Origin of the sequence: Streptomyces sp. NPDC020845 (genome assembly GCF_044334165.1) — a bacterium.
Lineage (GTDB): Bacteria > Actinomycetota > Actinomycetes > Streptomycetales > Streptomycetaceae > Streptomyces.
In genome coordinates this window covers 409,489-431,600 of sequence record NZ_JBIRSJ010000004.1, presented here as the reverse complement: position 1 = coordinate 431,600, position 22,112 = coordinate 409,489, and the positions used below count along the sequence as shown (strand labels likewise).

Annotated in this window: 13 protein-coding genes; 6 read left to right on the top strand and 7 right to left on the bottom strand. The window is 71.3% G+C overall.

What is annotated here, in order from left to right:
• Positions 1 to 174 precede the first annotated feature (174 nt).
• A complete protein-coding gene (locus tag ACH4U7_RS11685; RefSeq protein WP_398527777.1) occupies positions 175 to 1,815 on the top strand; it encodes a JmjC domain-containing protein in 1,641 nt (546 codons plus the stop codon).
• 218 nt (positions 1,816 to 2,033) lie between these two features.
• On the opposite strand, the gene ACH4U7_RS11680 is transcribed toward ACH4U7_RS11685, so the two are convergent.
• Positions 2,034 to 3,242: a glycoside hydrolase family 30 beta sandwich domain-containing protein gene (locus tag ACH4U7_RS11680; protein ID WP_398527776.1), complete on the bottom strand. Its 1,209-nt coding sequence runs from the start codon at positions 3,240 to 3,242 to the stop codon at positions 2,034 to 2,036.
• A 327-nt stretch (positions 3,243 to 3,569) separates the two neighbouring features.
• Here ACH4U7_RS11680 and ACH4U7_RS11675 point away from each other — a divergent pair, with 327 nt between their 5' ends.
• The 5 genes from ACH4U7_RS11675 (at position 3,570) to ACH4U7_RS11655 (ending at position 12,964) form a co-directional block, all read left to right on the top strand.
• Positions 3,570 to 5,384, top strand: a complete 1,815-nt coding sequence (locus ACH4U7_RS11675; protein ID WP_398527775.1) for an ABC transporter ATP-binding protein — start codon at positions 3,570 to 3,572, stop codon at positions 5,382 to 5,384.
• Positions 5,385 to 5,570: 186 nt separating this feature from the next.
• Positions 5,571 to 7,109 carry a helix-turn-helix domain-containing protein gene (locus ACH4U7_RS11670; protein WP_398527774.1) on the top strand — a complete coding sequence of 513 codons (1,539 nt, stop codon included), beginning with the start codon at positions 5,571 to 5,573 and terminating at the stop codon, positions 7,107 to 7,109.
• A 620-nt stretch (positions 7,110 to 7,729) separates the two neighbouring features.
• Positions 7,730 to 12,127 carry a hypothetical protein gene (locus ACH4U7_RS11665; protein ID WP_398527773.1) on the top strand — a complete coding sequence of 1,466 codons (4,398 nt, stop codon included), beginning with the start codon at positions 7,730 to 7,732 and terminating at the stop codon, positions 12,125 to 12,127.
• Positions 12,124 to 12,771, top strand: coding sequence for a hypothetical protein (locus ACH4U7_RS11660; RefSeq protein ID WP_398527772.1), 648 nt, complete (start codon positions 12,124 to 12,126; stop codon positions 12,769 to 12,771). The genes ACH4U7_RS11665 and ACH4U7_RS11660 overlap by 4 nt, the downstream gene beginning before the upstream one ends.
• A gap of 16 nt (positions 12,772 to 12,787) precedes the next feature.
• Positions 12,788 to 12,964, top strand: a complete 177-nt coding sequence (locus tag ACH4U7_RS11655) for a hypothetical protein (protein WP_398527771.1) — start codon at positions 12,788 to 12,790, stop codon at positions 12,962 to 12,964.
• Between the two features lie 226 nt (positions 12,965 to 13,190).
• Here the strand turns inward: ACH4U7_RS11655 and ACH4U7_RS11650 are convergent, their stop codons facing one another.
• From ACH4U7_RS11650 to ACH4U7_RS11625, 6 genes are read right to left on the bottom strand one after another with little or no spacing between them, the layout of a single operon-like run.
• The gene (locus ACH4U7_RS11650) at positions 13,191 to 15,305 is read right to left on the bottom strand and encodes an ATP-binding protein (protein ID WP_398527770.1); all 2,115 of its coding nucleotides are present in this window, start codon (positions 15,303 to 15,305) and stop codon (positions 13,191 to 13,193) included.
• Between the two features lie 5 nt (positions 15,306 to 15,310).
• On the bottom strand, positions 15,311 to 17,167 hold the full coding sequence (locus ACH4U7_RS11645) for a hypothetical protein (RefSeq protein ID WP_398527769.1): 1,857 nt from the start codon (positions 17,165 to 17,167) through the stop codon (positions 15,311 to 15,313).
• Positions 17,164 to 17,694 carry a hypothetical protein gene (locus tag ACH4U7_RS11640; protein WP_398527768.1) on the bottom strand — a complete coding sequence of 177 codons (531 nt, stop codon included), beginning with the start codon at positions 17,692 to 17,694 and terminating at the stop codon, positions 17,164 to 17,166. Before ACH4U7_RS11640 ends, ACH4U7_RS11645 begins: the two co-directional genes overlap by 4 nt.
• A gap of 2 nt (positions 17,695 to 17,696) precedes the next feature.
• Complete coding sequence (locus tag ACH4U7_RS11635; protein ID WP_398527767.1) at positions 17,697 to 18,833, bottom strand: hypothetical protein; 1,137 nt, start codon at positions 18,831 to 18,833, stop codon at positions 17,697 to 17,699.
• Positions 18,830 to 20,866 (bottom strand): hypothetical protein, encoded by a 2,037-nt coding sequence (locus ACH4U7_RS11630; RefSeq protein ID WP_398527766.1) that lies wholly within the window; start codon positions 20,864 to 20,866, stop codon positions 18,830 to 18,832. The genes ACH4U7_RS11635 and ACH4U7_RS11630 overlap by 4 nt, the downstream gene beginning before the upstream one ends.
• Positions 20,867 to 20,868: 2 nt before the next feature.
• Positions 20,869 to 22,107 (bottom strand): hypothetical protein, encoded by a 1,239-nt coding sequence (locus ACH4U7_RS11625; protein ID WP_398527765.1) that lies wholly within the window; start codon positions 22,105 to 22,107, stop codon positions 20,869 to 20,871.
• Positions 22,108 to 22,112: the final 5 nt, after the last annotated feature.

The window sequence follows — 22,112 nt, the reverse complement described above, 5'->3', positions numbered from 1 at the left end:
TCCAAACGCTACAGTGCGGGCCAATCTCGCCGATCCTGCGTTGGCTGTCGCAGGTGTGGCAGGCGTACGGGGCACGGGGTCCCGCAGGGCCGGGTGAACGCCTCGCCCGCACCCCGGCGATGATGGCGAGACCGCTCGGCACCGTGGCATGCCGAGACCGAGAGGATGATCACCATGCGGCCGATTGGCCAGGAAGCCGTCGCAAGCCTGGCGGCAGAGCTCGACGCCCGGGCACTGCCCTGGCCCGTGCCGGCCGCCTCCGGGGCGAACCGCGAAGAGACGGCGACGACGCATGTGCTGTCCGCCCTCGACCGCCGGATCACCGCGGCGTGCCTGACACCGCGTCACCTGAGGCTGCACTCTGCGCACACTGCTGCGGAAGGGACCGGCCTGGACGGCCTGCTGCGCGTCCCCGAGGCCGCCGGCCTGCCCGCGGGAGACCTGGTCAGCCCCCGGTTGCTCGCCACCCGGCTGGCCGCGGGCGACCGGCTCCGGATCACCGATATGTGTCTGCTGTGGCCCGCCCTGCGCGACTGGTGCGCCCGGCAGGAGCATCCAGCGCTGATTGTGGCACGAACACACGGGGCGGGCGCAGCCCTGAAGTTGGAGGCGGCCGGAGAGCGGCGGCCGGCCGGTCCGCCGGCCGCCGCCCGCTCCGGGTTCGCGGCCCTGATGCGGCAGCACTCCGGGCGGGCGGAGGCGCCCGTGCACGACGGCGAGGGCTTCGGCCACCCCGACCCGCTCGCCGCGCTCGTCGGTGACGCCGACGCCTTTCTGAGCGACATCTGGGGCCGGACCACCCGGCTGGTCCGCTCGGCCGAACGTCCCGTCCCCACTGTCCCCTTCGGCCTCGACGACATCGAGTTCCTCATCGACCACGGGCTCCATCCCGCCCTGGTCCGCCCCCTCCTGGGCGGCGTGCCCCGCGACGTCCCACTCTCGGCCACGGACGGCACGGCCGACCCCGCGGAGCTGGCGAAGGCCCTCGCGGCCGGGACCACCATCGCGCTGAACCACATGCACTGGCTGCTTCCGCAGGCGGCGGAGCTCTGCGCGGCCCTCCAGCGCCGACTGCGCCAGCAGACCCAGGCGAACGTCTACATCACGCCGCCCAACGCCCAGGGGCTGCCGGTACACAGCGATCCCCACGACGCGCTCATCCTGCAACTGGTAGGAGCCAAACAGTGGTTCATCGAGGATCCGGAGTCCGGTCCGGCCGCCTTCACGATGTTCCCGGGCGACTTCCTCTATCTCCCGGCGGGCACGCCCCACGAGGCCCGGTGCGACGACTCCGCCGCCATGCATCTGACCGTCGGCATCCGACGGCGCAACACGGCGGACCTTCAGGTGGCGGCCATGAAGCGGATGGCCAGGCACACCCTGGCAGCGGCCCACCCGGGACCCGAGGTGCCCTTCCTCACCGATCCGCGGGAAGTACTGCGCCACGAGGCGGACCTCATTCCCGCCGCCGCCCGGCTGCGCGCCGCGCTGCTCGAGGTACTGGCGGAACAGGACCGGGCCTTTCCGGCCACCGTGCCGGTATCGGCACGCGGTTGCGTCAGCGAGGTTCTGGATGGCCGGAACGGTACGCCCGTTCGCACCCCGCTCGCCGCCGAGATCGACGGCGGCCGGCTGTCGGTGGACGGCCGCCAGCTGGGGCTAGGAGCGGAAGCGCTGCGGATACTGGAATCGGGCCCCGGCGAGACGGCCGAAACGACCCCAGGCACTGCGCTGCTGACCGCGCTGCGTGTGCTTCGCCGCACTCTCCTTGTGGCTGGAATCGACCCGCCATACGCTTCGGCAGACAGGACATGATCGCTTCGGGAGGTCCCCATGGAGCTCAACCAGGACGAGCTGTACGAAATCTTCGCCGGCCCGGAGGAGATCGAGGAGGCTCCGGCAGACATCCACGCCACCCGCATCGCCGACAGCGACTTCGCGGACTGAGTCCTTACGCTGCCCGCTCCGGCGGGCGGCCGGGCAACTCCGGCCGGTCAACTCCGGGTGGGCAAGGCCTGGGCTGCCTCATCCGGTCACGATGTCACGAAGGTCGTCACGCTTCGCGCGGGAAGCTGGCCCGTGAAGGAGCCGTTCGACACGCTCATCGCACCCAGAGACGCGAGGCTCCTGCTCGCGTCCGTCAGCCAGGACGACACGCTGGACGAGGTGTTGTTCACCAGGGTGAACGGCTGACTCACCGGCGAGGTCCCCTTGTTGATGGCGATGATGACCACCTTGGAGTTACCACCCTTGTACGCCGAGACGTAGAGGTTCGACTGGGGATTCGAGGTCGCGTCGATCCGCACATATCCCGGGCGGACGAACTTCGAGAAATGCGCCATGGTGGCGCCGCGCTTGCTGATTCGCCCGTCTTCCCTCATGGGGCCGTAGCTACGCCGGATGTACCACCACACGTACGCCTGGAACTCGGCATCCACCAGGGCATGGTGGATGTGTTCCCCCACGTCGAGCGCTTGGGGCCAGAGGTCTGCCGAATCGCTGCTGTTGGGATAGTAGACCTCGGTCATCCAGAGCTCTTTACCCCTGCCCTTGTCCTTGAAGAGCGGGTAGGGGAAGTTCTGGTACGGCGTGCCGTAGAGGTGAGCCCCGAGAATATCCAGATTGGCGAGCGCTGTCGGGTCGTTGAGAATCGGATCCGAGAAGCTCTTCACATACTGGAAGGACTCCGGCGCGATCACCTTGGTCTCGATCGAGCCGGCGTTCTCGCGCAGGAAGCGGATCATCTCGGCCGGAGTCCACCACGTCCAGTCATGCGCGTAATCGGGCTCGTTCTGCACCGAGATGGCGTACAGGTTCACGCCGTTGTCCTTCATAAACTTGCAGAAGTCGTTCAGGTGCTGCGCATAAGCGCCGTACATGTCGTACCGGAGCCGCTTCGCGTTGGACTGATCGCCATGGACGAAGGTCTCGACCATCTGAGCGGGGGGATTCCACGGGGACGCGATGACGGTCGCCCCGTACTCGATCGCACGCTTCGCCGTCGCCACCTCGCGGCTCCAGTCCGCCCGGTTCTCGTGGACGGGGATTCTCAGCACGGAAAACCCGAGCTGCCCCTCTCCGTTGCCGAATGCCGTGTCCCTCTGGGCAGGTGTCAGATCACTGATCCAGACCGTGTGGTTCATGCCGCCGAAGCCCCGGATCGTCTGCCGTACCGCCGACGGGTCGACGATCACATTGGCAGCCGCCGCTGCGGATGCCCCCACGGCCGGCGTCGCGGCCACGAGGACCGGTAGGGCACTTATCGTCGCCAGAACAGACCTCCGACTCGGGAATTCCGGGCCCCTGGCTGCGGATTCATTCTGATGCAACATCATTGGATGCCGTTTCTTCTTCCGCGTCGAGATTTCTCTGAGTTTGGGAGCGCTCCCATGCAGCGACTATTGGCACGGTAACGGCGTGACTGGCCACCGTCAACCCGCCAGTGAGGGGTTTCCCGGCTGTCCGGCGGACGACGGGTGGTGGCTGAGAAAAACGCTTGGACGCCGCGGGTGTGGTCACGGGACACTGCGCTTTCGGGCCTGTCCGCCACACGACAACCCAGGGGTGGGATGAAATCGCCTGAACCTCGCGAGGTCCCGCCGGGCAAGGGCTCGGTGATCCTCGCGCTTCGTTACTACGGCCGGGAGTTGTCCCGGCTCCGGCGGGTGTCGGTGCCCGCGATGCTCCTGCCGGCGCTGGGCAATATCGGCATCAACTACATCGCGCCACTGATCGTCGCGAAGCTCGTTGCCCGAATCGCCGGCGACGATGGTGTCTCGATCGGCTCGACGCTGCCCTACGTTCTCGGCTTCGTCGGCGTCCTGCTGCTGGCGGAGTTGCTGTGGCGCATCGGCATACATTGTCTGAACCGCGTGGACGCGCATGGCATCGAGCATCTGTACGTGGTCGGCATGGATGAGTTGTTCGCCAAGGACGCGGCGTTCTTCCATGACAACTTCGCCGGGTCGCTGACCAAGCGGGTCCTGAGCTTCGCCACCCGTTTCGAGGAGTTCATCGACACGCTGGCGTTCTCGGTCGTGGGCAGTTGCGTACCGCTGGTGTTCGCATCGGTGGTGCTCTGGAATTACGACCCGCTGCTCGTTGTCGGGCTCTTGGCGATGATCGCGGTGACGGCGCTGTGTGTGGCGCCCCTCATCCGCCGCCGCCAGAAGCTCGTTGATCAGCGCGAGGAGGCGATCGCCCGGGTGGCGGGGCACGTCGCCGACAGCCTGATGAACATGGACACGGTCCGGGCGTTCGCCGCCGAGGAGCGGGAGGCCGCCGAGCATCGGTCCCGCGTCGCGGAGTCGCGGCGGCTCTCGCTGAAGTCGTGGGACTACGGCAATCTGCGCATCGACACGCTGGTCGCGCCGATGTCCGTGCTGACCAACACGCTGGGCCTGCTGCTCGCGGTCGCGCTCGGCGGAGGCAGCCACGGTGTGGAAGCAGTCGTGGTCGCCTTCACGTACTACTCCAACGCGACGCGGATCATGTTCGAGTTCAACCAGATCTACCGCCGTCTGGAGAGCTCGATGACGGAGGCCGCGCAGTTCACCGAACTGCTGCTGACGTCGCCGACCGTACTCGACCCGGAGTCGCCGGAGCCGCTGCTGTCCCAGTCCGCCGACGTGCGCTTCGAGAAGGTGACCTTCGCCCACACGGGCGCTGAGACACTTTTCGACGGCCTCGACCTGGTTGTGCCCAGCGGGACGAAGATCGGTCTCGTCGGCCGGTCCGGCGGGGGCAAGACCACGCTCACCCAACTGCTGCTGCGGATGACGGACGTCGACGCCGGCCGGATCGTGATCGGGGGGCAGGACATCAGCAGGCTGCGCCAGGCCGACCTGCGCAGCCTGATCGCGTACGTGCCTCAGGACCCGGCGATGTTCCACCGCACACTGCGGGACAACATCGCGTTCGCCCGGCCGGACGCCACCGACTCCGATATCCGCCGCGCGGCCGAGGCGGCGCATGTCACGGAGTTCGCCGATGCGCTGCCGGACGGTTTCGACACCATGGTCGGCGAGCGGGGCGTCAAGCTGTCCGGCGGGCAGCGCCAGCGGGTCGCTCTTGCCAGGGCGATCCTGCGCGACGCGCCGATCCTGCTGCTCGACGAGGCGACCAGCGCCCTGGACTCCGAGAGCGAGGTCCTCGTCCAGGAGGCGCTGTGGCGGCTCATGGAGAAGCGTACGGCGCTTGTGGTGGCCCACCGGCTGAGCACGGTCGCCGCCATGGACCAGGTCGTCGTCCTCGACCGCGGTCGGATCGTCGAACAGGGCACACACCAGGAACTGCTCGCGTCGGACGGCACCTACGCGAAGCTGTGGCAGCACCAGGTGGGCGGCTTCCTCGACGACAGCCCCGCATCGGCCGACCTGCACTGAGCCTCGCGTCGGAAGGGCGCCCGGGCCTGTTGGGGGCCGGAGACAGCCGGCCTGCGAAGACGACTTCCGGGCCGCTGCCGCGCCGTGTCATCTGGCCTGATGCGTACGCCACTCGCCGAGGTCCCGTGAACCGGTCAATAAAGTACGTCGACAGGCGGACCGCGGGGAGTGAGGAGGAACACTGCTGTGGAGGCACGGGCGGCGCACGCCGGGTGGCTGGACGAGTTGCTGCACGAGGTGCGGCGGCAGATGGCCCGGAGGACCGGGGCGGATCCGCGGGCGGTTCTCGACTGGCTGAGTCGGCAGATCGACGCCGATGTCGCACTGGTCGGGAGTGCGGGCGCGGTGGAGACGGCCACCGCGCGTTTCCCACGGCAGATCCTGCCCTCGCTCGAACCCACGCTCGCGCGGCTGGCAGGCGGGCAGATGGCCGCGGCAGCCACCGAGGCCGGCGCCCTCCAGGTGCGTCTGGAAGCGCTCGGTCCCCGCGCGCCACGCCCGGTCCTGGTGGTGGCCGGCACCTCGGCGCCCACCCCCGACGCGGCGTCGCTGGTCTCGCACGCCGGGAGCGTCATCGCGCTCCTGGACCGGGCACAGGACGCCGACACCACCTTCCGCGGCTATCAGCACAAGGCGCGGCAACTGCGGTTCGCCGTGTTCAGCGCCCTGCTGGCGGGGGATCTCACGCTGGCCCGCCGGATGACCACCGGCGCCGTCCCCGCGCTGCTGGACGCCGAACGGCTGCGCGTCTATCTGCTGCAATGCACCCCCGAGGACCGTGACCGGCTGGCGCAGATCCACCAGGACGGATCGGGCTATCACGGCACGGGGCTGATGGTGCACTGCCCGGCCTTCAAGGAACACCTCATCTGCCTCGTCGCCGAGGATGCCGACGGGGCCGACGGGGCCGACGCCGGCCCCGAGACGGCCCACGGTCAGGGCACGGTGCTGCGCCGCCTGGTCCGGGAAAACCCGCATTACGCGCTGGGCATCAGCAGCCCGTACCCGCTGGGCGCCACCGCCGAGGCGTACGGGCAGGCCCTCCACGCCCTCGCCGCGGCGCGCCAAACGCCCGAGCGGGTGGGCGCCTACCTCGGCCGGACACCGCTGGTGCCACTGCTGCCCCACGAAGACGCGGGCATCTGGGCCCGCGCCTTCCTCCGACCGCTGGCGTCCACTCCGAGGTCCACCCTCGACATCACCCGGCTCGCCGTCACCTTCCCCAGGTCCGCCGTGGCCCGGCTGCTGGACATCAGCCGCAACACCGTCTCCCACCACCTCAGACGGGTGGAGACGACCCTCGGTCTCGACCTGAGCGACGTCCGCACCCGGGCCGCCCTCGACCTGGCCTTCTGTCTGTCCCCCGGGCCGCAATCAGACAACGGCTCAGGCGGCTCCGTCAGCTCCGGCGGTGCGTACGGACGGCCGACACCCACCCTGGACGAACTGCTGCGCACCGAGCCCGCTCACGCCTGGGCACGGGAATTCCTCCGCCCGCTCCAGGACACCCGTGGCCGCGATCTGCACACCACCCTGTGTGCCTGGATCGACGCGAACACGGACGCCCAGCGGACCGCTCGCCACCTGGGCCTCAGCCGGAACACCGTCAGGGCCCATCTGCGCGCCGCCGAACACCTGCTCAGCCGCGATCTGCTCACCACCGGTTCCGGAATCCACGACCTGGTGCACGCCCTGCACATCACCGGCCTGCCCCCGGCGGGCTGACTGCGCACCGTGCACATCTCGTGGCCACATGGTGCGCACCGTGCACCGTTGTCCGCCCCGCTGATCCGCTTTAGCGTCACTTCTGCCGCACAGCGCGGGAACGAGGCCCCGGCTCCCACCGTGACGACGGCCTGCATCACCACGTGGGGAGTGATCCAGGCCGTCGCCATACGCTGTCTCACAGCCCCGAGGGCTTCTTTCCCTCGCTGGGCGCGTGACGTAGGGAGACGGTTCAGGAACACGGGGGTGACGGTCTCGTCACGCCCGTACTGCCACCCTTCATCGGGGGTGTCGACAGGACACCGAGTTCCTGTCGGCACCGACATGCCGTGGGAGGGTTCCGTCCGATGCCACCGCCAAAGGCTCTCGCGCTGCGGCCAAGGGCGGCGAAGACGACACCTGTCCGCACGCAGGACCGGCCGGACGTACACGGCCCCGCGGGACCCCACTTCCCGCCGTCCAACGCGGCGGTGACGGCCTCATTGGCCGGCGGCCCCGGGCCGGGCGGCCGACACGGACCCACGCCGCTTCCGCCTTTATCGGCTCTCTCAGCCCCGTTGCCGCCCGCTGGGCAGGACATGGTCGGCAACGGCGCGATCGCGGCGGCTCGATCCGCACCTGTGGACACGCCGGAGGCGGCGTCGGCCGCCGCGACCGCCGGCGCCGCGCCCGAGGTACAGGCACGGCCCGGCCCGAGCGCGGATCCGAAGTTCGCGACGCTGAAGAAGGACGTACAGCGCAAGAAGCGATCGGTGGCGAGCTCCCACCCGCCTCCGAAGGCGGAAGCCGGGGCCGCGCAGGATGCCGCCCGGCCGCCCAAGGACGATGAAGAGGCGCAGGGCAAGGCCGCCAACGCCGAGAAGATGAACGAGGCCCAGCCGAAGGACTTCGACAAGGACGGGTTCATCAGGGCGGTCGAGAAGGCGATCGCCGAGAAGGCGCCGAAGAACCTCGACGAGGCGGACAAGTTCGCCGACTCCGGCAAGGCCGATGAGGTGCGGGCCGAGGTGCGCGGCAAGGTCGGCGAGGGCAGGGCGGAGTCGGCCGAGCAGATCGCGACGACGACCGCGGCGCCACCGGACACCTCGGCGGCGGTGCCCAAGAAGGTCGTCCCGATGGCCCCGGACCGGCCCCCCGGGACCCCGGGCACGCCGAATCCAGCGAACGCCGTACCGGACAAACTGCCCCCGTCGGCCACCGACTTGTCCGCCGGCCCCGCAAGGGTCGACCGGCAGATGGAAGACGCGCAGGTCACCGAGACGCAGTTGAAGAAGTCCAACGAGCCGACGTTCAAGAACGCCCTGGGCGAGAAGAAGGCCGCCGAGCGGCACTCCGCGGTGGCCCCCGGCCGGATGCGGGGGCACGAGAAGAAGGAGCTGCGCGCCGCCACCGCCCAGGCCCAGCGGCTCGGCGCCGCCGCCATGGGCGCGATGGGCGCCCAGCGGGTGCGGACCGGGCAGCAGGTCGGTACGGGCAAGACCGGCGCCAAGGGCCGGGACGAGGAGAAGCGGGCCCAGGTCACGGCGGTCCTGCAAGGGGTCTTCGACACGATGAAGAAGGACGTCGAGGCCATTCTCGACGGCCTCGACAAGCTGGTCGACGACCAGTTCGGCAGAGAAGAGAAGGCGGCGCGGGAGGCGTTCACCGCCGAGCACAGGCGGAAGATGGAGGAGTACAAGGACCGGCGGTACTCGGGCGTGATCGGCAAGGGGCGCTGGGTCAAGGACTTGTTCGCCGGGCTGCCCGCCGAGGCCGACAAGATCTTCGAGGAGGCCCGCGACCACTACGTCCGCCGGATGCGGCAGGTGATCTCCGATGTCGCCGACACCATCGGTACGGAGCTGAACCGGGCGAAGCGCCGTATCGCGCAGGGCCGGACCGAGTTGCAGGCCGCGGTACGGGCGCTCCCGGCCGAGCTGCGGTCCATCGGGCAGCAGGCGGCGGCCGAGTTCAGCGACAAGTTCGACGAGCTCACGCAGTCCGTGGACGACAAGGGCACGCAACTCGTCGACACGCTCGCCACCAAGTACACCGATGCGCTCAAGTCCGTGGACGACGAGATCGCCGCGGAGAAGGAGAAGAACAAGGGCCTGGTGGCAAAGGCCGTGGACGCGGTCAAGTCCGTGATCAACACCATCCTGGAGCTGAAGCGGCTGCTGCTGTCGGTCCTCGCCAAGGCCGCGCAGGCGGTCATGCTGATCCTCCAGGATCCGATCGGCTTCCTGCGCAACCTGGTCTCGGCGGTCGGCGCCGGTCTGCGGCAGTTCCTGCAGAACATCGGCCGACATCTGCAACAGGGCATTCTGTCGTGGCTGTTGGGCAAGACGGCCGAGGCGGGTATCGAGCTGCCGTCGAAGTTCGACGCCCAGGGTGTGCTGCGGATGCTCGCCAGTCTGCTCGGGCTGACCTGGCAGAACATCCGCGCCCGGATCGTCCGCAAGGTCCCGAAGATGGAACCGGCGGTCGCGGCGGCCGAGACCGCGGTGCCGCTGGTCGCGGAGGTCCGCAAACGGGGCGTCGCGGGGATGTGGGACGACCTCAAGACGCGCGTGGGCGACCTGAAGAAGGACCTGTTGGACAAGGTCATCGCCTACGTCACGCCGACCATCGTCGTCGCCGGGATCATGTGGGTGATCTCGCTGCTCAACCCCGCGTCCGCGTTTGTCCGGGCGGTGAAACTGATCATCGACATCGTGCGCTTCATCGTCACCCAGGCACGCCAGATCGTCGAGTTCGTGGGCGCCGTGCTCGACGCCGTCATCGCGATTGCCCGGGGCGGCAGCGGCGGCGTACCCGGCCTCATCGAAAGCGCGCTGGCCCGCTCCATCCCGGTGCTGCTGGGCGTCCTCGCCGCGATTCTGGGGGTGGGCGGGATCGCCGCCCGCGTCAAACAGATCGTCCAGGCCATGTCCAAACCGGTGGACCGGGCGGTGGACTGGGTGATCGACAAGATCGTGGGCCTGGTGAAGAAGCTCTGGTCCAAGATCAAGTCCGCCTTCGACCGGAAGAAGCCCAAGCCGAAGCCTAAGCGCCGGCCGGACCGGAAGCGGCCGGGCAGCCCCCGTCGCCGCAGGCGCCCGGCCCAGCGGCGCAGGCCCGACCGGCGGAGGCCGAAGCGGAAGCCCGACCCGAAGAAGAAGCGTCCCGACAAACGGTCCGACGCCGACAAGAAGCGCGCCCTCGACGCCGCTGTACGCGACGCGACAAGCCTGCTCAACGAGGAAGCGGCCACGGTCAAGTCGGTACGGCGCGGCCTCGGCCCGATCAAGCGGCGGCACGGGCTCACCCGGATCCAGCTCAAGAAGATCGCCGAGGGCAAGTACCGCATCAGAGTGACCATCAACCCGAGCGAAGACACGCCGGTCGAGACCCTGTCGGAGGACGAGTTCCCGTACCGGATCGCCAGAGCGCAGGGCCGCATGGACGTCAACAGGTACGGACCGACGGTCGCGCAGTTGCACGAGGTCAGGCCCGCCGGGCAGAGCGACGACCCCTTCATCGGCTTCGTCGTCAACATGGCGGCCATCCCCTCCGAGATCCAGGGCAACCCCGCGGTGGCCTCCCGGTATCTGAGTACGGCGTGGGACGTCCCCGGGGGTGGGTCCGAGGACATGGCGGCGGCCAGGACCGCCGTCGTCATCGGCGTCAACGCCTTCGAGGGCCTCAATCCCGAGAAGAACAAGAGCGAGCTGAGCGCGGCCATCGGCATGGTCAATCCGCCGAGGAAGCTCGTCGCGGCGGTCTTCGGCTTCGTCTGGACGCCCCGGTGGGTCCGCGTCCAGGGCGGGAAGGAGCAGGGCAACGCCTCCCTGGCCGAGGTGCGCGCGAAGTACCGGGGCCTCACCTCGGACGGCAAGCGGGCGCTGGCCGAGAAGAACGAGTCCGGTCTGCGCGACAAGAAGGCGCTTCCCTACGGTGTCTTCCGCCAGCAGGTGCTCGGCTCCTCGTACACGAAGAAGGCGGTGGACATCCTCAGCAAGGCCAACAAGCAGGTCCACATCGTCAGCCAGGACGCCGATACCAGTGTCTCGACCACCAAGGGGATGGGCGTCCTGGCCGCCTACACCAAGGTGCTGGGCGAGATGCGGAGCCACCCGCTGCTCACCATCGGGGGCTACACCTTCGAGAAATTCGACTGGAAGAAGGACGCCGACCCCCGCACCGTCCAGCTGACGACGCTCTCCAACCAGGTGGACCGGGCGATCCGGGAGGCCATCGACAAGCGGTATACGCAGATGCTCTACCCGACCGAGCCGAACATGCTCATCAAGGCGTGGGACAAGGAAGGCTCCCCGGGCATCTTCCAGGATCCCCGCACCCAGGGCCTGCTAGGGGCCCAGGGTGAGCTGTACCCCATCGGTGGTGCCGAGGGCCGGAAACTCAAGATCAAACTGATGGAGCTGTTCGGCGACGGCTTCTCCATCGTCTACGCGCCCCTGGCCAGCACCACGACAAGCCCGGCCCCGGGCGACGACAAGCGCGGTCTCTCCGTGACCCCGCGGAACGTCGTCGGCGCCGAGCGCGGCGAAGGCCTCGATCCGAAGCTGAGCGCGGAGGAGATCGCCCGCCGCAGCCACCGGGCCTACGCACTGGTACTGCAGTCGCAGTCCATGGCCAGCGCCACACGGCTCGCCCAGGAGTTCATCCTGTCCACCCCGAAGCCGCAGGGCGTGAGCAGGAAAGCGTGGGCGAAGCTCCAGGGCCAACTCCAGGACATCGTCTTCGTCCATGTCGAAGAAGTCGTCAAGCTGATGGCCGACGACCCTCGGCGGACCGTGCACAGCGTGGTGATCAGGGCACGCGCCAAGAAGCTCAGAGAGGACGCCAAGCGCCTGGCCCAGACTCTGGAGGAGGCGGGCACGCCGCAGGCCGGGCAGGTGGTCAAGCAGGCCCGGAAGGTGACGCGCCGGATCATCACCGCGCTGACCGCCGACGCGCTCAAGAATGTCTGGGGCGAGCTCGCCCCGCTGCTGAGGAGCATCATGGAGGCCGAGCGGACCGGAGAGGGGCCGGAGTGACCGAGGACGCGCTGCGGCGTCTGCGCGCCGAGTCGTCACGCGACGACTACGCGTCGATGGCACGCCTGGCCAGGGCCCTCTACGCGCAGGGACTCGGGTCCCACGAGGTGGTACGGGAGTGCTACGGCGTCGGCTTCCCCGAGGAGTTCTTCGTGCTCGCCGATGCGGGCCCCCACTCCCTGGACCTCATGGTGGACTTCCCCCTGCTGCCCTGGCGGCTGGCCGTACCCCCCGATCGCGGTGGCCCGTCGGAGCGGCCCGACCCGATGGCGGATATCACGCGCAAGGTCTTCGCCCGCAACCCGGACCTGGTCCCCCTGTTCCTCGGCGTCAACGTCAACCTCGAGCACGGCGGCCGGGTGCACTGCTACAGCCTCGCCGAGCTAGGGGCGGGCCGCACGACCGTCTTCGGGATCTGGAAGGACGTCGAGCCGCACAACGAAGTCGAACGCTGCGGCGATTCCCTGCTCGCCGTCCTGCGCGAGCATCACACGCAGTACGTCGACTGGCTGGAGAACGAGTCATGGGACCCCGCGAATGTGCGGACCGACCCGGTCGACGAGGAGACCGTGGCCGAGATCCGCGAACTGGTCCCGATGATCGAGGGGTTCCAGCGCCGGGCCGCCTCGCGCGGGGGCGGCTGAAGCGCCGGGGATGGTCGTGCGAATCTCTCCGCTCGCCGGGGACCGTACGTATCTCTCCGGTCCCCGGGGACCGGAGGACGGGGCTCACGGCCCGGGAGGGGTGGCCTGCGGCGCGGGCACCATGAGCGGCACCGCGCCCGGCATCGCCCGCAGCGCGGCATGGGCCACGGCCGCGTTCCCCGACTGGTCCTGACCTGCCAGGAGCGAGGACCTCACCGTGGCCGGAGGGTGCGTTGCGCGGGCCACCGTCGCATTGCTCACGGGCGCCGGAGCAGGACTCGGTGCCGGAGCAGGAGTCGGCGCCGGGCTCGGGGCCGGCGCGTGGCGGGTGGCCGTCGCCGTGTCCTGAGTACGGGCCGGGGGGACCGGGGCCAGGAGGCGGTGCAGGGAGAGTGGGGGTTCGGTGGGCAGCATCGGTGTCACCCCTGGGATGCGTCGTCGAGCAGATGGGCGTGTGGGCCGAGTTCCGCCGGGCGGAGCAGCCGGGCCTCGCGTTGGAACTGGCGGGCCACACCCCGTACGACATGGCGCATGGCAATCGTAGGGCCGCCCCCGTCCGCCGCCGCCAGGGCCGCCGCGCGGGCCGCCGCGGTGATGGCGGCGCCCGTCATGTCCAGGCGGGCCAGGGCGTCGAGGTCCACATCGGGGGCGAGCGGGGCCTGTTCGGGGAAGGCGAGGCGCCACAGTCTGCGGCGTTCGGCGGCGGCCGGGCGGGGGAAGTGGACGACGAAGTGGAAGCGCCGGGTGAACGCCGGGTCGATGTTGTCCTTGAGGTTGCTGGTGAGGATCACCAGGCCGTCGCTGGCCTCCAGGCGTTGCAGCAGATAGCCGACTTCCAGGTTGGCGTACCGGTCGGTGCCGTGCTTCACCTCGCCGCGCTTGCCGAACAGGGCGTCGGCCTCGTCGAAGAGCAACACTGCATGGCTCTCCTCGGCCTGCCGGAACGCGGTCTCCATGTTCTTCTCCGTCTCCCCCACCCATTTGGACACGACCTGGGCGAGGTCCACCTTGAGCAGTTCCAGGCCCAGCATGCCGGCGACGATCTCGGCGGACATGGTCTTGCCGGTCCCGGGCTCCCCGGTGAAGAGCGCCTTGACCCCGCCGTGTCCCGCGCGGCGGGCGAAGCCCCAGCTCTCGGCGATCCGGGGCCAGGCGCGGAAGGCGGAGGCGATCTCCAGGATCTGGCGGAACTGGACATCGGGCAGGACCAGGTCGTCGGCGGTGCGCCGGGGGACGATCGAGTGGACGGCGCTACCGCTGCGGCCGCGGGTGACGGTGGCGATGGCGGGTTCGACGTGGTCGGCGACCGGCTGCGGGTGTCCGTTGCCTGCCAGGCGTGCTCCGGCATCGGCGACCGAGGCCACGGCGCGCAGTTCGCCGCCGCTCATCCGGTACCGGACGGCGAGGTCTTCGAGGAGAGTTGTGTCCAGGTCCGGGAGCGCGGCCGACCACATCGCCCGGCGGTCGGTGAAACCGGGGACGGGGACGGTGAGTTCGGCGTACGCGCGGGTGGCGAGCAGGCCCGCCGGGCGCCAGGGCTTCAGACCGGTCAGGCACACCGGCACCCGCGAGCGCGGCAGCGCGGCGGACACCGCGGCGGCGCGCTGCCGCTGTGGCTCGCCGTGCAGATCGTCGGTGGGGATCCACAGCACGGCACCCAGCGCGGCGGCCGTCCGCAGATCGGCCTGGGGGTCGGCCTCAGGATCGGCGGTCAGGGTCCGCAGCGGCGCTCCCGCGGCGCGGGCCAGCGCCTGTACGGCGTCGAGCTGGCCGTCGGGCGGGCAGCCCCACAGCCCGGCCAGGTCGATGTCACCGGAGCCCAGCGCACGGCCCAGCCGGGTGAGCCGGTCCGAGGACAGATACGGGGACAGTACGCGCGGCTCCGGCGGGGCGACCTCGCCGGGGTCGTGGCCCAGCAGGCCGACATCGCCGCCCCAGCCCAGCAGGAAGTCCAGCACCCCGGGGCCGAGGACCAGCTCCTGGGCGAGCCCGACCGCGGCCTCGCCGTGCGCGCGCAGCAGACCGTACCGGCGCAGCGGCCCGGCCGGGCCGAGGGCGCGGCGCAGGGCGAGGCGGGCCGCCGCGCCGTGCGCGCCCACGCTCACCAGCAGTTCCACGCTCGGCAGCCGCCGGTTCAGGTTGTCCACGATGTAGGCGTAGATCCGTTCGTAGCCGCGGTCCAGTTCGACCGCCGCGGCCAGCAGCAGCGCGTCCTGTTCGGCGCGGGTCAGGCCGAAGCGGGTGGCGAGCGCGTCCAGCGGCAGGGTCGTGCCCTCGGCGGACGCGCGCCGCCTCAGGTCCCGTTCGGCTTCCGGCTCCGTCGGCCGGGGCACGTACGGCTCGGCCATGGTGTCGGTGAAGGCGTGCACCTCGCCGAGCAGCACCTCGACCTGTTCGTCGGTCACGCAGTACGGCGTGAGGTCCGGCCGGGTGAGCCGGGCGGCGAGCCCGGCCTGGCGCTCGACGGCGGCCCTGAGGGCTTGGTGCAGGCCCGCCAGCCTGATCCGCAGATGCTCGACGGCCGGTTCGCCCATGGCGCTCACCCGGCCGAGAAGGTCAGGGTCCGGCCGCCCAGCCAGACCACGTCGGGCACATCGGCGAGCAGACCGCCGCGCAGGAGGTCCGCGTGGCGCCGGCCCATCGGGACGCGTACCCGGACGGCCGCGGGCTCGTAGCGCACCGTGGCCTCCAGGTCGGCGAAGCGGGTCAGGGCCAGCAGCGGATCCGGGGTCTCGCGGTCGCGCCACAGCGTCCAGGCGATGGTGGCCAGGCCGAGCGCCGCGGCCAGGGTGCCGGTGCGCTCCAGGCCGCCGTCGGGCGCCAGTGGTGCCGCCCGGCGCTCGATGACCAGCGCGGCGACCAGGTCCGCGAACCGCTGGGCGTGGACGGGGAGTTCCGCGGCGAGGCGTACGTCCGGTGCCGTGCCCGCGGCGGTCCACAGCGGTGTGCGCCAGGGCAGCCGCGCCACCGGATCGCCGCGCAGCGGCCGTACGCCGGTCAGGAACGGCACACCGGCCGCGGCCAGTTCGCGCAGCGTGCCGGGGGGCAGGGGGCCGTCGCAGAGCAGTACGGGCGGCCGCCCGCACATCTGCCAGTACGGCAGCAGCCCGGCGGCTTGCGCGGCCCAGGCGACCGGAAACATGCCGTGGGCATCGAAGAGGAGCAGCCCCTGGTCCGTCCCCGTGATCAGGAGCGGGTCGGCGGGGTCGTGGCCGCGGCACACCGACAGCGCCAGGACGCCGTCGAGGACCGGGAGCGCGGGGCGCACCTGGCGGGCGAAGTCGACCAACCGCTCCTCGGCGACGGGTGGGCTCAGGCCGGCGAAGGCGGCCGCGGCTTCGCTGTCCCGGTCGGCGCGGCGCCAGCCACGTGCGGTCACGCCCAGCGCCTTGTAGGCCAGGGCCGCCGCGAACAGCGGTGCCTGCTCGACCAGTTCGACCCCGGCCAGGGCGGGGCCGATGGCGTCGAGGTACCCGATGCGCGCCAGTGGCCCGGCGAGCAGGAAGGGCAGCGCGGACCACACCCGTACCTCGCCAGTGGTGCGAGCCGTGTTCGTACGGACCTCGCCGGTGGTACGCGGCTCCCCCGGCGGCTCCCCCGGCCGCTCATCCGCGGCGTGGTCGTACGGGGCGCCGGGGCCCAGGGACCGCGCCAGCCGTACCGCCTCCTCGCGGTCCGCCGACGCCAGGAAGTCGGCGAGCAGCCGGGGCAGGTCCGCCGCTTCGGCGCCCGCGACCGCGGCGCGCAGCCGCTGCGGCAGCGCCTCGCCGGACCAGGACAGGTCGGCGGCCAGGCCGTGCGGGTCGGCGGGCGGAGGGGCGGCCGCGAGGGCGCGCCCGACGAGTTCGGCGAGCAGCCGTGCGGCCGTCGCGAAATCGACGCCGAGCAGGGCGAGCAGATACGCCCGCACCGACTCGTCCGGCAACAGTGCCAGCAGCGCGTCCAGTTCCCCGCGCTCGGCGAGTTCGGCGAAGAGCGCGGCGGCGCCCGGGACGGTCCACAGGTCCGGCGCCACCGCGAAGGACTCCTCCAACGACATGGCGTCGGCGCCGGGCGCGTCGACCGGCAGCTCCACCATGGGCACCGGCGCGAAGTGCACCTCGACGGGCGGCCCGCCGCCCGCGGGTCGGCCGGGCCCTCCGGGCCGGCCCGGCCGGACGGTGACGGTCAGCGGCTCGGTGATCTCCACATCCGGTCCGTCTCCCGCCAGCCGCTCGGCGAAGTGGTCGGCCAGCAACTCGGGCAGGGCATCGACCACCTGGCGGACCAGGCCACGTGGATCGGGCCCCCAGCTCCACCCACCGCGCCGGACCACCGTCACGGTGCACCGGTGCACCGTGATGTCACCGGTCTCGCCGACGGACGGGCCGACGGGCGGCGCGGTGGGGGCGCTCATGTCACCGCCGCCTTCTCCAGGTGGCCCGCCCAGCCGGCCGCGAGCACCAGCACCCCGTGCACACTGCCCTTGACGAGGGTCACCGGCAGGTTCACCTGTGCCTGCTGGGCCGGGATCTCCCCGGCGAGCACATGGGTGTCCTGCTCGTCGGAGACCAGGGCGAGGACGGGGGTGGGACGGGCCACGGCGACCTTCACGGTGACGGTGAGCCCGTCCTCGGTCAACGCGATGCCGTCGGTCCACGACGCGAGGCGCACCAGCGCCGGTTTGGGTTTGCCGTCGGACGTCACCTCGACCCCGAAGTCCAACGGCGCGGTGAGGGCCGCCGGTTCGTCGTCCACGGACGCCACGGCGAGATCCCTGGCGCTCAGCGGAAGGGTCGCGATACGGCCTGCGCCCAGGGAGACGCGCAGCGGCAGCGCGCGTCCCACCAGTGCGGCCACATCGGGCGGGGCACCGGCGCCGGTCAGGGCCAGCGCGCCCACGACATGGCCGGTGTCGACCGCGTACACCACGGAAAGAGCCATCGTCAGCCACCGCCGTTCGTTGCCGCGACCGTCGCCAGGACGAGGAAGTCGACCGCCCCGGGCTGTTCGACGACCTTGGCCGGGGTCGCCAGGGGGTCGTAGAGCCGCATCCGGCAGCGGACCCGCCGGTCGCCGTCCACGGTGGCCTCCACCGGGCTGTACAGGGCCGTGTCCGCCAGGGGCGGGGTGCGCGGGGTCAGCTGGACATGGATCACCACGCGGCCGTCGGCGACCTGTTCCGGGGTGACGCCGGACGGCAGCGGCAGCAGCATCCCGTCGGTGGCCGTTCCGGAGGTCACCAGCGTGCTGCCGGCCGGCATCCGGCCGCTGAAGCTGCCCGCGATCGCCAGGTTGCCGTTGGCGGCCACGGTCATCAGCGGAGCGACCGCGCCACCGCCCTGGTAGAGGCCGAAGACCAGGCTCGGCTGGTCACCGCCGGACAGTACGAGCGCGGGCTTGCCCTCCTGGGCCGCCGGGGCCGTCCGCAGGGTCAGCGCGCCCGACCGGGCCACGACGGTGTCCGCGCGCACGCCCGCGAAGCGCACCGCGACCCCGCGCGCCGTGGTCTCGACGCCGCTGAAGTGGCCGTCGGTCCAGCGGATGTAGCCCAGCAGGATCAGCCAGCGGGCGGGCGGATCGGCCGGCGGATCGCCGATCGCGGGCGGCTGCTGCTCGTCGACCAGCCGCTCGTCGCCCAGGCGCCCGAAGAGGATCTGGTACGACTCCTCCACACGGGTCTTCGTCGCGCTCCCGGAGCAGGAGACCGGCCCGGGGCGCTGGGCCGGTTCCCGGTCGGCGGCGGTGAGGAAGACCGGGTAGGGCTCGTCGGTCGGCTGGTCCGCGCCGTTGACCTCCTCGAAGTCGCTCTCGCGCAGCACGGCCGGGTCGGTGACGACCACCTCGCGGCCGGTCCCGTCCAGGGCGACCCCCGCCGCGACGCTCACCTCGACATGGCGGACACCCGTCAGCGGGTCGGTGCGGTTCTCGGTGGCCAGGCCGAGCCCTTCCACGATGCCCCATTCGTGCAGATGGCGCGCGTGCCGGGCGGACTGGCCGCGGGCGTGCTCCACCGCGGCCGTCAGGTCCGCGGCGGCCAGCACCTGGCCCTCGTGGAAGGCGGGGCGCAGCGGGCCCGTCATGGCGTCTCACCGGACTTCCGGGTACGGGGCGACCGGGCGCGCTTGGCCGGGGGCTTGGCGGGCTCGTCCGCCTGGGCCCCTGTCTGGCCCGCTGCCTCGTCCGGTGCCTGGCCCGCTGACTGGGCGGCCTCGTCCGGTGCGCCTTCGAGGTCCGCGAGGCGGGGCCCGAGCCGTTCCGGCAGCTGCTCCGCCAGATGGGTCACCTGCGTCTGCGCGCTGCTCATCTGGGCTCGCAGCCCCTCCAAGGCGGCGGTGAGGTCGGAGACTTGCGTCCTGAGCCTGGCCAGTTCCTGCATGCTGTCGGTGACTTCGCTGGGGGTCGTATAGACCTGTTCGTGCAGCGCCTTGGGCGGCGTCTCGCCGGGTGCGGGGGTCAGCAGCAGGGACAGCATCTCCTCCAGGTCCCCGGTGCGCGGCCAGTCGCCGAGCAGCCCCTCGGCGTATGGGCGCGCCACCGGGCCCTCCGTCGGGAGCGTCGGCTTCTGGTACGCCGGGAGGGGCCCGCAGCACACGCGCTCGGCGAGCTCCCGCAGGCGGTAGAGCTTGGGCAGCCACTCGCCGTACGCCGAGCCGCCCGGCAGCACCTGTTCCCGGGTGGCGGAGCAGACCCGTACGACATCGCAGCCGTCCAGCTCCAGATGCGCGAGCAGGACGTCGGTGTCGGTGCTGTCGCCGCACGGCGGGTTCAGAGTGGCGCATGCGGCGTCGGTCAGGAACCGGCGCACCGCGGTGCCCAGCGCTGCGGCCGCCTCCGCGAGCTGCTGCACCTCGGCGACGGTCGCCTTCTCGGTGCTGTCCGGCGGCGGGGGCGGCAGCAGCGGCGGTACGTCGACGGCGGCGACCTCCGTGCGCAGCGCGCAGTCGGCGAGGTCGGCGGCCTGGTCGAGCCGGCCGAGCAGCCACTCCCGGATCAGGCCGATGTCGGCGCGGAACTCCACCCGCAGCGCGTGGCCGAGCGGTGTGCCCTGGGCCAGCATGCGCACTTCCAGCGGGGCGTCCGGGTCGCCGCCCTCCGGTACGACGCGGGCCGCGGTCTCGGTGACGGCGGCGCGGGCGATGGTGCGGCGCAGCGGGTCCGGCCACACCGCTTCCAGGTCGGCGCCCCTGAGCCGTTCGCACGCGGTGCCCAGGGCCCCGCGGGCCTCCCGCACGGTGGCGAGGTCCGGGTAGTCCCGTCCCAGCTGCTCCCGCCCGGACTGGTCATAGGTGTCGAACCGGGCGACGGCGGCGGCCAGTGCGCGTACGTGCTCGGTCATCTCGCGGGCCGTCGGCGGAGGCGGCGGGCCCTCCCCGCCCGCGTTCGCGCGCAGCCAGGCGAAGGCGGCGGCGTACCGCCGCGCGTCGGCGGCGTCGAAGCGGAAGGTCCGGCCGGTGCCGAGCGACGCGACGAGGAGGGCGTCGACGTACATGCCGAGCCGCCGGTCGCGGATGCGGGCCCGGTCGGCCCGCGCGAGGTCGCCGAGGCTCGCCAGGAGCCGGGTGCCGGGGTTGTGGCGGTGGTCCTCGACATCGTCGGGTCCGACGACGAAGCGGAACCCCTCCTGGATCCTGGAGGGCACGCATCCGGGCGAGGGGCAGGGCTCCTCCGTGGCGTACGGGGCCACGGGCTCGACGGGAAACTCCTGGTAGCGCACGTACAGCCCGTAACGCCGCCCGCCGTCGTCGGCGTCGTTGTCGCAGTTTTCCCCGCAGTCCACGCCGAGCGCGCTGATGCGCCGCTCCCGCACCAGTGCCCGTACGTCGACCCGTTCGGTGCAGGGCACCACGATGTCGTTTCCGGCGCAGTCCAGCGCGTGTCCGGGGTGGACCGCCACCGTTCCGCCGCCGCACGGGTCGCAGCTGACGGCGAGCCCGCAGATGACCCCCGGCCCGTACAGGGACCGGTTGTGCAGTCTGCTCTTCGCCGTCGTGTACTCGACCAGCAGGCTGAGGTCGTCCTCGGTCAGCAGTTGCCCTGCGAAGAAGCGAGGACGTACGAAGGCGGAGGTCGAAGTGGCGTCGCCACCGCAGCCGCATCCGCAGTCTGTTCGCATGATCAGCGCTCCTTCACAAAGAACCAGCTCTCGAACACGTCCCCGCCCGCCCCGGTGCCGGATGTCCAAGGGCCGATGCCCGAGGGCGGGAGGTGGCAGCCACCGTGCGCCGCCGCCGGGGTGGCCTCGGCGTCGATGGTCGGTACGCGTCCGCCGACATGGGTGCCGTCGACCGGGCGGCAGCAGCGGTCGAGGATGAACGCGGCACGGACGGTGATCAGTAAGCGGTCGCCGTCCTGCAGCGTCTCGCGCGTGGTCTGGCGATAGCGGAATCCCTGGGTGAACTCGCCGCACCCGTCGGATTCGGCGTCCGGTTCGGCGAACGCGCCGCCCATGTACCAGGTGGAGGCGTTGCGGCCGCTGCCGCCCTCGATCACCTGGAGCTCCACCACACCGGGCCGCAGCGTGTCGGACCGTACGTCGGCGGAGAACCGTACGACGAGCCCGCCGTCCTCGTCCTGGGTGCCGAGGAGGGCCTTGGCCTCGTCGATGGTGTAGGTGTGTCCGTGGATCCAGTTGATACCGGTGATCACCGTGGGCAGATGGCGGCCGAACGGACGGCGTACGTTCATATGGGTCTGGTCGCGGCGCACCGGTTCGTACCAGTCCACGCAGTCGATCCGGGCCAGCCACAGCACCTTGTGCTCACACGGCGAGCAGCAGGTGTCACAGCGCTCGTCCACCGGTGGCTCGCAGCCGGTGACCCGTACCTTGTGGCACTCCTCCGTCCAGCCGAACTCGCAGTCGGAGGTGTCCGCGCAGGCGTCGTTGTAGACGGCGCGGGTGGGCTCGACGGGCCGCTCGGCGTACTCGACGCCGACCCAGACGGTGTCGGTGTCCCGTTCGTCGGGGGGCAGCGCCTTCCACAGGTCGATCACGCAGCCGCCGCGCACCACGACCTCGTTGCCGTCACAGTCCACGGCGAGACCGGGAGTGATCTGCACCTTGGCCCTGCGCCGGGTGCGCTCCGGCTGGGCATCGCCCTCTGTCACGCTCTCCTCGGGCGGCGCGGTGGCGTCCGGCGGGCAGTCGTCCTCGTCCCGCGGCGCCGGTTCCACATGCAGACCGCACACCACGCCATAGCCGAGCAGACAGCGCATGCGCAGTCTCAACTTCTCGCGGTGGTAATCCTGTTCGCGCTGGAAGTCCCGGGCGCCCAGCATCTGGCCGTGGAAGTACCGCAGCCGGCGCAGCGGTGGCGCGTCGAACTCTTCGGTCCTCGATGTCTCTGTCTCCGTCATCGCCC